We start from the raw sequence: 12530 nt of genomic DNA, 5'->3' as shown, positions 1-12530 counted from the left end.
GACCAGAGGCTGCGACGCGGCTCCGGCCTCTGGTCAGTGCCATTTGCGGCACACTGGGAGAAGAACTCGGCGAAAGCGGTCGCCACCATGGGAGTGGTGAGCCGTCCCCAAGCGCGCCGCAGGAGTTCGCCGCTGTTCTTCGCGATCGTGGCGCTCGTCGCGGTCCTGCTGCTGTTCCTCTCCGTACCCGGCATCGGGCCCGCCGTCCGGGCCGCCCGCGCCGACGGGGCGCCCGGCGTCTTCACCGCCCGCACGCTCGCCTGCGTCTACCACGGCCTGCACGAGGAGTGCACGTGGACGGGCGAGTTCCGCGCGGACGCGGGCGGGCGGCGCCAGGTCTCCCTGTACGGCAGCGACCGGAACTCCATGCGGGCCGGTCAGGAGATCAGGGCCGTGGACGTCGGCCGCCCGAGCCGGGTGTACGGGCCGGGCGGATCCAACGAGTGGATCTTCACCGCGCTGCTGCTCGCGGCGGGACTCGCGCTGCTCGGTCACGCGCTGAGGCGGCTCACCGGGCGTCGGCGGTCACCCGGCTGAGGCCGGGCGTGCGGCGCCGGGCACGGTTCCGGACCACCCTCAGCCGGAGGAGAACTCGATGGCACGTCCAAGGATCACGCTCGACCGTGCGGCGCCGCCGCCGTCGTCACCGCGCAGACGCTGGCTGGTGGTGCTGCTCAGCGTCCTCGTGGGCTTCCTGCTGACGGTCTTCTGGTCGGCGCGCTTCGTCGACCAGGCGATCGGCGACAGCGTCGCCAACACCCTGCTCGGGCACGACGCGAAGGCCACCCCGATCGCCGGGACGGCCGCCGGCGTCGTGTTCGCGTTCGTGTCCGGCCTGGCCGGGACGTTCACCGCCTGCAACGTCGCGGCGCTCGGCGCGGTGGCGCCCATGCTCGGCGCGGGCGGCAGCCGTCTCGGCCGCCTGCTGCTCACGCTGCGCCCGCTCGGCTGGCTGTCGGCCGGGATGCTCGCCGTCTCCGCCGTGTACGGCGCGCTCGTCGGGCTGGTGGGCACCGCGATGCCGCAGTTCTCGACCGCGCAGAACGTCGCGGGCACCCTGTCGCCGCGCAGCGTCCAGTCGATGGTCGTCTTCGGCGTGATCGGCCTGGCGATGCTCTACCTGGGACTCGCCGCACTCGCCCTGGTGCCGGACCCGCTGGCCCGCCTGTCCGCCCGCTTCCCGAACGCCCCGATGGTCGTGATGGGCGTGCTGATCGGCGCCTTCCTGATCGGCCGCCCGTTCCCGTTGTTCAGGCAGATGTTCAGGGACGCGGCCGAGAGCGGCAACCCGTTCTACGGGGCCGTCGCCTTCTGCCTGCAGTCGATCGGGAACATCGTCGTGATGGCGGTGCTGTTCCTGGCGCTGACCCTGGTCGCGGGCCGCCGCCTCGCTGGCTGGCTGAGCGCCGAGCCGGGACGCCTGGCCGCGCTGACCGCCTCGGGGCTCATCGTGGCGGGCGTCTTCACCTTCCTCTACTGGGACGTACGGCTGCTGGCCGGCCGGGGCATCCTGCCCTGGTACCCGATCGTCGACTGGTTCCCCTCCTGAGCACGGCGGGCCGCTCGCTGCCGTGCGGCGGCCCGCCCGGCGGCGCTCACGCGTACGACGGCGACGAGGCGCACGTGCACGCCATGCGCGCGCGCTCGGACTCGCGGGGACGGCGGTGCAGGATCATCGCCACCACCATCGGAGCGAAGACGACCGCGTTGTAGAACAGGTGGAGTTCGAGGCGGGGGAAGGCCAGTTGGAGCAGGCTGGTGGGCGCCGGGCGGCCGAGCAGGTTGGTGCCCACGAGCACCTGCAGGAGCAGCAGCAGATGCTCCAGGTGGTGCCACACCTGGATGCCGAGCGAGATGTTCCACCAGGTCCTTCCCCGGCCGGTGAAGCCCTTGCGCAGCGCGATGAGCGCGGCGAGCATGAGCAGCGCGTAGCCGTAGTGCAGCCATTCGGAGGTCACCAGCCACGGGAAGAACTCCCCGAGGACGCCGCGCGCCTCCGGCAGCGGCCAGCCGAGCACGTACACCTGGACGGCCTGCGCGAGATGTTCGGCCCAGTGCGCCACCACGATCACCAGGAAGACGTTGAGCCCGAGGCGGTGGTGGCGCCCGTTGAGCGATCCGGTTCTCTTCGCGGGATTGTGCGCCGCGGCCGCTCCAGCAGCCATTGGAAACCTCCTTTTTCGGATCGGTGAGAAATTTCCGCTAGCTGGTTGAAATCTGGCTAAATTTAGCATTTCTAATTTTGGATCCACCTCTTTCAGAATGCGCACCGGAAAGGCGTCGGCACAAGCGGAGAAGACATCGGGTTCAGCGCGTGGGCACGCTTGAGCGGACGAATCCGCCGCACATTCGAGCGAGGTATCCGCCATGCTGGCCGACCAGCGCCACAGTCCGCCGCGCGCACTCCCGGAACCACGGACCATGACCACACTGCGTGAACAGCATGAGCAGCTCCGCCACGAGATCACCGCGGGTTCGCGCGACGCGGTGACCAGGCAGCGGCGGCTCGGCAAGCGCACCGCCCGCGAACGCCTCGACCTGCTGCTGGACGAGGGCTCGTTCACCGAGATCGACATGTATCGCCGTCACCAGGCGCACGGCATGAAACTCGGCGGCAACCGTCCGCACACCGACGGCGTGATCGCCGGTTCCGGCACCATCGGCGGCCGCAGGGTCTTCGTCTACGCGCAGGATTTCACCGTGTTCGGCGGCTCGCTGGGCCAGGCGCACGCGGCGAAGATCCACAAGGTGATGGACCTCGCCCTCGCGGCGGGCGCGCCCCTCATCGGGCTCAACGACAGCGGGGGAGCGCGCATCCAGGAGGGCGTCATGAGCCTCGACGGCTACGGCGGCATCTTCCGCCGCAACGTCCAGGCCTCCGGCGTCATCCCGCAGATCAGCGTCATCCTCGGGCCGTGCGCCGGAGGGGCCGCCTACTCGCCGGCCCTGGCCGACTTCACCTTCATGGTCCGCGACGTGGCCCGGATGTACCTGACCGGCCCCGACGTGGTCGAGGCGGTCACCGGCCAGCGGGTCAGCCACGAGGACCTCGGCGGCGCCGACGTGCACGGGCGCCGTACCGGTGTGGCGACGATCGTCCACGACGACGAGGAGAGCTGCCTGGGCGACGTGCGCTACCTGGTCTCCCTGCTGCCGGGCAACAACCTGGAGACACCGCCCAGTCTGCCCCGGAGAGGCGCGGAGGCCGACCACCGGCCGTGGCTCGCCGAGATCGTGCCCGTGGAGGCGAACCAGCCCTACGACATGCGCGCCGTCGTCGCCGAACTGGTCGACGACGGCGAGTTCATCGAGGTGCACGAGCACTGGGCGCAGAACGTCGTCTGCGTCCTGGCGCGCGTCGACGGCGAGGTGGTCGGCGTCGTCGGCAACCAGCCCCTGGTGCTCGCGGGCGTCCTCGACGTCGCCGCGTCGCAGAAGGCCGCCCGGTTCGTGAGATTCTGCGATGCCTTCAACATCCCGCTCGTGACCCTGGTGGACGTCCCCGGTTTCCTGCCGGGCACCGACCAGGAACACGCCGGGATCATCAGGCACGGCGCCAAACTGCTGTACGCCTACTGCGAGGCGACCGTCCCGAGGATCCAGGTGATCGTCCGCAAGGCGTACGGCGGCGCCTACATCGTGATGGACTCACGTTCCATCGGCAGCGACCTGTCCCTTGCCTGGCCCACCAACGAGATCGCCGTCATGGGGGCGCAGGGCGCGGTGAACGTGCTGTTCCGCAAGGAACTCTCGGCCGCCGCCGATCCGGAGGTGCTGCGGGCCGAGCTGGCCGGCGAGTACGCCGAGCAGCTCATGCATCCCTACTACGCCGCCGAACGTGGTCTCGTGGACGACGTGATCGATCCTGCGCAGACCCGGGCCGCTGTCGCGCGGGGCCTGGCCATGCTGAGGAACAAGCGGCACGCGCAGCCACGGCGCAAGCACGGCAACATCCCGCTGTAGCCATCGCCCGGCCCCCGCGCGGCCCCTCGGCGGGCTGCGGGGTGGCGCGGCCTCGGCGAGGTATGGCCTCCGCGCCGGGCGTCTGGACTACTTGGGCACGATCACCGGGGCCGGGCGCGTCGCCCGCGAGCCGCCGATCTTCTCAACCGCCGCCTCGCCTCCGGCGAGAGCGCGGGAAGTGCTGGGCCCAGGGTCGACGTCGTGTCCTGTTCTGGGCCTTCGTGCCTGAGGTGCGGGTCGGGAACGGGGTCCGTGCACTTGCGTGAGGGTTCGTGCGGTATGCCCTAGACGGGCAGTCCGACCGCCTTGGACGACTCCCGGTCGAGGAGCACGGGGAGGATCGGGGGATCGACCTCCTCGATCGGCCTGAGCCGGAGGACGACGTTCGCGGGCGAGTCGGGTCGTGCCGAGATCGGTCCGTAGACGGCGATGGATCCGTTGCCGTGCTTCGGGTAGGAGCGGGCGAGCACGTAGCAGTCCCTGGGTGCGACGCCGGTGAGCTCGAACGGCCCGGCGGCCGGAACCATCGTGGGAAGTACGGGCAGCCCTTCGGGGATGCGCCTCGGGAAGAGTCCGACGAACGTGGGATCGTCCCGTGAGTCCGGGGCGACCGTGATGACACCGCGAATGACCGTCGGCCCGTCGCTCACCAGTGGCGCCGGCCGGAATCCGCCGTTCTGCCGGTAGTCCACCGGCGGCATCCCGACCATGCTCTTGAACCTGGAGCTGAACGTGCCGACCGCGGAGTAGCCCACGATGTGGCAGATCTCCGTGACGCTGTGCGAGGACTCAAGCAGGAGCCGTTTGGCCTCCTGCAGGCGGAGGGCGGACAGGAACCGCCCGGGTGAGACTCCGGTGGCCCGCTGGAAGATGCGGGAGAAGTGGAACTTGCTGAACCTGGCGACGTGCGCCATGTCGTCTACTGTTACCTCCTCGCTGAGATTCTGGTGGAGCATGGCGATGACGGCTTTAATGGATTCCTCAGTCACTGCGTCCATCTCACTGTGTCCATCTCAGCCTCCGTCCTGGCTGTGTCAACGGGGGGAAGCTCGTGAGTCGGAGTCTAATATGCACCTTTTGTCATGTTCTATAGAGAGATTCACCACCCTGGTGTGAAAAATTCACATCTGGAATTGTGAACTCCTAACTTTTCCCGCTGTCCATGCTGCCGCAGAATCCTGGATGTCATAGCCACCGATATCCGAGGAGCCACAGATGGCCGTTGTCGACACCAGAGCCGATGAGATCAAGGAAACCGACTGGCGGTTCGCCGAACTGGTCATGAGGGCCTGGACGGACCCGCAGCTGGCCGAGCGCTACCGCGTGGACCCCGTGGGCACCCTGGCCCGCTTCGGCATCGCGGTCGCCGGCCCGCACGAGGCCCCCGAGCTGGGCATCGACGACGAGGTCCGCCTTGAGATCGAGCCGCTCGACCACCCGCGCGAACAGGCCGCCGCCCTCCCGTCGTTCAGGTGACCGCCTGACGCCCTCCGATGGAATCCAGGCGTGCCGGAGCCCCCTGCATCTCCTTCAAGCGCCATGTGCGCGTCGAGCTCACCCCAGCCGGGGTCTACCTGGTCGCGCCGTCCGGGACGTACACCCTCACCGGTGCCCACGCCCGGGCGGTGGCCGTCCTGCTCGACGGCACCAGGACTCTCGCCGAGGTGCGCGAGGCCATCGCGTGCCCGTCCGGCGAGCTGGGCCGGATACTCGGCCGCCTCTCCCGGGCGAACCTCATCGGCCTGCACCGCCCCGGGCGGTCGGAGGACGCCGAAGCCGAGGCGTACTGGGACCTGGCGGGCCTCGACGGCGACCCCGGCCACGGGGCCGTCGAGGTCGTGAGCGTCGGCGGCGCCGGGACGCGCGAGACCGAGGCGGCCTGCCGCGCCCTGGGGCTGAACCACGCCCGCAGCACAGGCGACACCGCCGACACAAACCACACGAACCACACGAACAACACAGGCGACACCGCCGATCTCACCGTCGTCCTCTGCGAGGACTACCTCGACCCCCGGCTCGCCGCCGTCAACGACGCGCACCTGTCGTCCGGGCGGGCCTGGCTGCCCGCCGTCACGACCGGCCCCGTCCTCTGGGTCGGCCCCGTCTTCGCTCCCGGGGCCGGGCCGTGCTGGTCCTGCCTGGCCGTCCGGCTGCGCGAGCACCGGCAGGGGGAGGGCTGGCTGCGCCGCGACCTCGGTACGGCCGAGCCGCTGCTGCCCCCGCCCGCGTCGCTGCCCGCGACCCGAGCGATCGGCGTCCAGCTCGCCGCCCTCCACGCCGCCAAATGGCTGGCGGGGGACCGGCTGAGCGAGGCCCTGTGGACACTGGACACGCTCACCCTGGACAGCCGCAGGCACGCCGTGCAGCGCCGGCCGCAGTGCCCGTCGTGCGGAGATCCACAGGTCGTGGCCGCGCGGGCCGGGGTCCCCGTCACCGTGCGCTCCCGGCCCAAGGCGGCGGGCGGCGGCCACCGCGCGCTGACCCCCGAGCGGATGTGGGAGAGGTACGGCCACCTGGCCGACCCCGTCACCGGCGTCACCGGCGAGGTCCGCCGCGACCCCCGCGCTCCCTGGTTCGCCCACGCCTACCTCGCCGGCCACAACCGGGCGCTGCGCTTCGACGACCTGGAGGCGGTCCGCGCCGGCCTGCGCGCCCGCAGCGGCGGCAAGGGCGCCACGGACCTGGAGGCCAAGGTGGGCGCCCTCTGCGAAGCGGTCGAACGCTACTCCGCCTCCCGCTTCGGAGACGAGCAGACCGTGCGCGACAGCCTGCGCGGCCTCGGCCCGGAGGCCCTGCATCCCAACGAGTACCAGCTCTTCCACCCGCGCCAGTTCGCCGGCCGCGAGCGCTGGAACGCGAGCGCGGGCCTGTTCCACCAGGTGCCCGCGCCCTTCGACGAGAACGCTCCGGTCGAGTGGACGCCGCTGTGGTCGCTGACGACCGGGCGGCGGCGGTGGCTGCCCGCCGACGTCCTCTACTTCCACGGCGACCGCGACCGGGACCGGCTGCGGGCCGACTCCAACGGCAACGCCGCCGGGTCGAGTCTGGAGGACGCGATCCTGCAAGGGGCCCTCGAACTCGTCGAACGCGACGCCGTGGCCCTGTGGTGGTACAACCGCACCCGGCAGCCGGAGGTCGATCTGGCCTCGTTCGGCGACGAGTGGCTGACCGGCATCCGCGCGGCCTACGCCGGGCTCGGCCGCCGGCTGTGGGTGCTCGACCTCACCACCGACCTGGGCGTCCCGGCGATGGCCGCGGTCTCTCGGCGGGCCGACGGGCCCGCCGAGGAGATCATGCTCGGCTTCGGCGCCCACCTCGATCCGCGCGTGGCGGCCCGCAGGGCGGTGGCCGAGCTCGGCCAGCTGCTGCCCGCCGCGACGGGGGACGGGTGCGGCACGGCGGATCCGCACCTGCTCGACTGGTGGCGGACGGCGACCTCGGCCGCGCACCCCTACCTGGTCCCGGACCCCGTACAGGCGCCGATGCGCGCGGCCGACTACACGTACACGCCGCACGACAACCTGCGAGACGACCTCGACCACCTTGGCGGCCTGTTCAGCAGGGCGGGTCTCGACCTGCTCGTGCTCGACCAGACGCGCCCGGACCTCGGCCTGCCGGTCGTGAAGGTCATCGTTCCCGGTCTGCGGCACTTCTGGGCGCGGTTCGCCGAAGGCAGGCTCTACGACGTACCGGTGCGACTCGGCCGGATCGCGGAGCCGACCCCGTACGACGAGCTCAACCCGATCCCGGTGTTCCTCTGACGGCGATCCCGTGAGGAGTGGAGACAGGTGCCAGGCTCCATGGACGAGGCGGCGTGGTTCGAGCTGTGGGCCCTCCGCGAAGACGTCTACCTCGAGTTCCAGGACAAGGAACTGATCCTGCGCAGCCGGTGGGAGGACGTCTGCCTGCCGGTGCCGGGGGAGGCCGCGGTCGAGGCGCTGCGCCGCATGTGCCTCGGGCCGATCTCCCTGGACAACGTGAGCACCCGATTCGACGACCGCGCGGAGCTGAGCGGGATCCTCGAACGGGTCCGCCACCTGGTGGTCCGCTCCTTCGGCCCCGACCCGGAGCAGCCGCTGCTCTCGGTGGTGCCGATCTCCCTGTGGGCCGAGTACTGCCTGGGCGCCCCGCTGGCCGACCGGCCGGTGCGCCTGTCGAGGTTCGCCGTGATCACCTCGGACGGGCGCGACTGGCGGGTGGAGTCGCCGCTGTCGCTGCACCGGGTGCTGCTGCACCAGGCTGCGGCGATGGAGCTGGTCGGCGCGCTCGCCCGGCCGGTGCTGCCGTCGCGGCTCAGCCCCGCGGACCGCAGCCTGGTCAAACGCCTGGGCGCGGCCGGGATGGTGGTGCAGGCCTCGCCGAGGGCGGTCTTCGAGGAGGACCACGACCCCGTGCTCGCCGGGTGGAGTCCGCTCGACCTGATGTTCCACAGCAGGACCACCCTGGGACGGCACGACCACGACTTCGGAGAGACGTACCGCTCGGGCAGCAGGGCGGTCGAGCCCGTCGCCAAGCCGCCGGCCCGCGAGGAGCGCGTCAAGCTGCCGAAACCGAGCTGGCGGCAGCTGGTCGAGACCGACCCGCCGCTCACCGTCGCCCTGGAGGCGGCCAACAGCAGGCTCCCGGAGCCGGAGCGGGTGCCGTCGATCGACGACCTGAGCGAACTGCTGTACCGGACGGTCCGGGTGCGGTCGCTGACGGGGGAGCCGGACGGCACGACGGCCCTGGCCACGAGCGACCGGCCCTACCGCAGCGCCGGTGACTGCTACGGCCTTGAGGTCTATGTGACGGCGGACGACTGCAAGGGCCTGCCGTCCGGTGTCTACCATTATGATCCGCTGGCCCACCAGCTCGCGGTGGTCACGGAGCGGGGCGATGAACTTCTGGAGAACGGCAGGGTCGCGGCCAACCTGGCCTGCCGTCCGCCGGTGCTCATCACCCTCACCGCGCGCTTTCGCCGCCTGTCGTGGAAGTACAACGGGCTGAGCTACGCCCTGGTGCTCAAGGACGTGGGCGCGCTGACGCAGACGCTCAAGCTGGTGAGCACCGCGATGGGGCTGCCGACGTGCGCGCTGGACGGCGCCGACGTGGACGTCTCCTCCCGGGTGCTGGGCCTGGACTGGCGGATCGAGTCGGCGGTGGCCGGGCTGGTGGTGGGCAGGTCGTGCGGCGCCCGGCCCGGGAGCACACAGGCCAGGCATCCGATGAACGACGCCGCGTGGCCCGCTCGCGCGATGACCGTGATTCGTTGACCAAGGGCGGAAACAGCCCCGTAACGCGTGGCGCTCATGACCTCGCTATGATCGTCTCGGCCGTGGTTTCCCGGTGTTTTCATCATTCCGTACCGGGAACAAACATCTGACAACGCCTGTCGTGATCACTTGTTAGACACGCTCTAGTCCAGTCGGTCGGCCTGACATAGCCTCGTGATGACCGAGGTCGCGCGCATCCGTCAGGGTCGGAAGGGGCGAGGATGACCAAGAATCTCGTGGCGGGAGCACGAGATGTCCGGTTGATCCTCAAGATTCATTTACACCGGGTATTCTCCCTGGTCTCCCGGGTGCGGCGAAAGGGCGGCCCCACGGTGCCCGCGCCACGACTGGCCCTTTTGGTCACCGCCGGAGTCCTTTTCGGTTTTGCATTCGACGCGATCAGCAATGCCCTCAACGGTATCGGTCGGGAATCGGCCCATATTTTGGAAGTCGCGGCTTTCGGCGCCTGCATCGTCGCCGCCTTCGGATTGCAGATCGCGCATTCTTTCGGACGCCCCTGGCGTTGGCGGCCCGCCGCCCGTATCGCCTCCTTGACCGCACTCGCCGCCTCGGTGTTCGCCCCGGCGCTGTGGATCGGCCCGCAGTCCTCCGCGTTCGTCCCCCTCCTCGCGGCCTCCGTGCTCCTCGTCGCCCCGGCCCCGGTCAACTGGCTGCTGTGCGCGCTGGTGTGCGTCGCCAACCCGCTGCTGTTCCACATGTACGGCCTCGGCCCGGTCAGCCTCGTCTTCGTCTCCGCCTTCACCCTGGTCAACGGCCTGGTCTTCTACGGCCTCAGCTCCCTGGCCACGCTCGCGGAGGAACTGGAGTCCGGCCGCAGCTCGCTGGGCCGGATCGCGGCCGCGGGCGAGCGGGTGCGCATCGCCAGGGACCTGCACGACGTGGTCGGTCACGACCTGCTCGCGTTCACGCTGAAGAACGAGCTGGCGCACCGCCTGCTGCCCGGAGCCCCCGAGCGGGCCAGGGAGGTGATGTGGGAGGCGTTGTGGATCGCGCGCCGGGCGACGGCCGCCCTGCGGATGATCCCGACGGGCGATCAGAAGCTGTCGCTGGACAGCCAGGTCAAGTCGATCGAGTCGACGCTGTCGGCGGCGCAGATCGAGACCCGGGTCGCGGTCGACTGCCGTGACCTGCCCGAGGAGGTCGACTCGGTGCTGGCCATCGTGCTGCGCGAGGCGGTCACCAACGTGCTGCGCCACAGCAAGGCCCGCCAGTGCGACGTCGAGGGCGGCGTCCGAGGCGACTTCGTGTGGCTGAGCGTGGCCAACGACGGCATCACCTCGGAGATGCCGCCCTCCAGCGGCAGTGGGCTCGACAACCTGGCCTCCCGACTGGCGGCGGTCGGGGGGCGGATCACCGTACGGCGGGAGGACGGGTGGTTCCGGCTGGTCGCGGAGGTGCGCCCCTCGGGCCACCCGGCCAGGCAGCCGTCACCGGAGCGCGAGGTGGGGACGGGCCTCGGCGACCTCACGCGAAGGAGTGCGCTCAGGTGGGCGCCTGGCGGCGCGAATCTCCTGACATTGGCAGTTTTGCTGGGTTATATTCCCATCCTGATTACGAATATCCTCTGGCGGAATCCTGCGGGTTTCACGTTAGGTGTGGGAGCTTGCCTGGCTGTCCTGTTCGTCACTCAGTTCGCGCACACGTTCTTCGGCCCGCGCGCCTGGCCGCGCACCGTACGCGTCGCGACGCTCACGACCCAGGCGGTCGCCTCGTTCCTCGGAGTGCTCTGGGTCGGTGCGCTGTGGGGGGCGATGGCGGGCTTCCTGGCCGGATCCGTCCTGCTCGTCATCCGGGGACGCCGCAAATGGGCCCTGTACGCGGGCGTGGGGGCGCTCGTCCTGGCCGCCGCCCACGTCATCGGCGACGAGCAGTCCGCCCTGCACGGCTACCTGGTGACCTCGACCCTGCAGGCCGGTCTCGCGATCTACGGCCTGGCCTCGCTGACGGCCGTGGTCGCCGAGCTCAGGGAGACCCGCGACGAGATCGTCCGGCTGGCCGTCACGCAGGAGCGGCTGGGGGTGGCCCGCAAGGTGAACGACCTGCTCGACCGTGACCTGTTCACGATCATGTGGAACTGCGGCGTCGCGCACAGCCTCACGCTGACCGAACCGGGCCGCGCCCAGGAGCACATCATGGAGGTCCTCACCGCCTCCCGCAGGCTCGTGACCGAGGTGCGCTCCACCGCGAGCGGGTACCGGCACGTGTCGCTGGCCACCGAGGTCGACTCCACCCGCGCCGCCCTGGCGGCGGCCGGGATCGACGCGCGCGTCGGCATCGGCTGCGACCGGCTCGCGCAGGCCTCCGACATGGCGCTGGCCCTGGTGCTGCGTGACGCGATCACCAGCGTGGTACGGCTGAGCGGGGTGCGCCGATGCACCGTCGAGATCACCGCGCGGGACGGTGCGGTGGCGTTGCGCGTCTCCCACGACGGCACGTGCGACGAGGACTCAGTGGAACACGTCCGGGCGCGCGTGGAGGCGCTGAACGGCAGCTTCCGCGCGGAACCGGAGGGGGAGTGGTGTCACCTCACCGCAGAGTTACCTTTTGCTGCCAGGCGTGACCCTCAGCCCGCGCGCCCATAATCTTCCTTGGTCGGTCGGGGCATACGGAGAACCAAACCGGAGGACGACGAGGCGGTCGCTCCCCTTCGGGGCGGGATGATTGGTGGTTCAGATGCTGAAGCTCCTTCTCGCCGAAGACGTGCGCATCGTACGCGAGGCTCTGGTGGCGCTTCTGGAGAGCGAACGCGACCTGCGCGTGGTGGCCGAGGTGGAGAGCGGCGACCGGATCGTCCCGGTCGCGCTGGAGAAGCGCCCCGACGTGGCGATCATCGACATCGACCTGCCGGTGATGGACGGCCTCACCGCGGCCCACGAACTCCACCAGCGGCTGCCCGCGTGCCGCAACCTGATCCTCACCGGGCTCGGGCGGCCTGGAACGCTCCGGCGCGCACTCGCCGCGTCCGTCTCCGGTTTCCTCCTCAAGGACATGCCCGCCAACCGGCTGGCGAGCGCGGTCAGGGAGGTCGCCGCCGGAGGGCGCGTCATCGACCCGCAGCTCGCGCTCACCGCCTGGGACGCCGGGGAGAATCCGCTCACGCAGCGTGAGATCCAGGTCCTGCGGCTGGCCGCGAAGGGCGCCGAGCCACCGGAGATCGCGGCCAGCCTGAACGTGTCCACGGCCACGGTGCGCAACTACCTGTCGAAGATCGTCGTCAAGCTCAACGCCCGCAACCGCGTGGACGCCATCCGCATCGCCACCGAAGTCGGGTGGTGCTGACCGGGCTCGCCAGGA

11 protein-coding genes are annotated in these 12530 nt (G+C 70.6%); 8 read left to right on the top strand and 3 right to left on the bottom strand.

Going from position 1 to position 12530, the window contains the following annotated elements; translation table 11 throughout:
- Positions 1–96: 96 nt before the first annotated feature.
- Together ABD120_RS32635 and ABD120_RS32630 are read left to right on the top strand one after the other, a co-directional pair.
- Positions 97–537 (top strand): hypothetical protein, encoded by a 441-nt coding sequence (locus ABD120_RS32635; protein ID WP_343954092.1) that lies wholly within the window; start codon positions 97–99, stop codon positions 535–537.
- 58 nt (positions 538–595) lie between these two features.
- Positions 596–1549 (top strand): hypothetical protein, encoded by a 954-nt coding sequence (locus ABD120_RS32630; RefSeq protein ID WP_343954091.1) that lies wholly within the window; start codon positions 596–598, stop codon positions 1547–1549.
- A gap of 46 nt (positions 1550–1595) precedes the next feature.
- On the opposite strand, the gene ABD120_RS32625 is transcribed toward ABD120_RS32630, so the two are convergent.
- Positions 1596–2165 carry a hypothetical protein gene (locus ABD120_RS32625; protein WP_343954090.1) on the bottom strand — a complete coding sequence of 190 codons (570 nt, stop codon included), beginning with the start codon at positions 2163–2165 and terminating at the stop codon, positions 1596–1598.
- A gap of 256 nt (positions 2166–2421) precedes the next feature.
- On the opposite strand from ABD120_RS32625, the gene ABD120_RS32620 reads away from it, so the two are divergent.
- Positions 2422–3963: an acyl-CoA carboxylase subunit beta gene (locus ABD120_RS32620; protein ID WP_343954089.1), complete on the top strand. Its 1542-nt coding sequence runs from the start codon at positions 2422–2424 to the stop codon at positions 3961–3963.
- 284 nt (positions 3964–4247) lie between these two features.
- Here the strand turns inward: ABD120_RS32620 and ABD120_RS32615 are convergent, their stop codons facing one another.
- Positions 4248–4961: a helix-turn-helix domain-containing protein gene (locus ABD120_RS32615; protein WP_343954088.1), complete on the bottom strand. Its 714-nt coding sequence runs from the start codon at positions 4959–4961 to the stop codon at positions 4248–4250.
- 217 nt (positions 4962–5178) lie between these two features.
- Between ABD120_RS32615 and ABD120_RS32610 the strand changes: the two genes are divergently transcribed.
- The 3 genes from ABD120_RS32610 to ABD120_RS32600 are packed head-to-tail and all read left to right on the top strand — an operon-like array spanning position 5179 to position 9215.
- Positions 5179–5439: a hypothetical protein gene (locus ABD120_RS32610; protein ID WP_343954087.1), complete on the top strand. Its 261-nt coding sequence runs from the start codon at positions 5179–5181 to the stop codon at positions 5437–5439.
- 17 nt (positions 5440–5456) lie between these two features.
- Positions 5457–7724, top strand: coding sequence for a TOMM precursor leader peptide-binding protein (locus ABD120_RS32605; protein WP_343954086.1), 2268 nt, complete (start codon positions 5457–5459; stop codon positions 7722–7724).
- 27 nt (positions 7725–7751) lie between these two features.
- Positions 7752–9215, top strand: coding sequence for a SagB family peptide dehydrogenase (locus ABD120_RS32600; protein WP_343954085.1), 1464 nt, complete (start codon positions 7752–7754; stop codon positions 9213–9215).
- Positions 9216–9493: 278 nt separating this feature from the next.
- Here ABD120_RS32600 and ABD120_RS32595 read toward each other — a convergent pair whose 3' ends face one another.
- On the bottom strand, positions 9494–9718 hold the full coding sequence (locus ABD120_RS32595; RefSeq protein WP_343954084.1) for a hypothetical protein: 225 nt from the start codon (positions 9716–9718) through the stop codon (positions 9494–9496).
- Between the two features lie 48 nt (positions 9719–9766).
- On the opposite strand from ABD120_RS32595, the gene ABD120_RS32590 reads away from it, so the two are divergent.
- Together ABD120_RS32590 and ABD120_RS32585 are read left to right on the top strand one after the other, a co-directional pair.
- The gene (locus ABD120_RS32590; protein ID WP_343954083.1) at positions 9767–11818 is read left to right on the top strand and encodes a sensor histidine kinase; all 2052 of its coding nucleotides are present in this window, start codon (positions 9767–9769) and stop codon (positions 11816–11818) included.
- Positions 11819–11909: 91 nt separating this feature from the next.
- Positions 11910–12515: a response regulator transcription factor gene (locus tag ABD120_RS32585; RefSeq protein ID WP_343954082.1), complete on the top strand. Its 606-nt coding sequence runs from the start codon at positions 11910–11912 to the stop codon at positions 12513–12515.
- Positions 12516–12530: the final 15 nt, after the last annotated feature.

It is taken from the genome of Nonomuraea longicatena, from assembly GCF_039525605.1.
Classification (GTDB): domain Bacteria; phylum Actinomycetota; class Actinomycetes; order Streptosporangiales; family Streptosporangiaceae; genus Nonomuraea; species Nonomuraea longicatena.
This window is presented reverse-complemented; position numbering and strand designations above follow the sequence as displayed.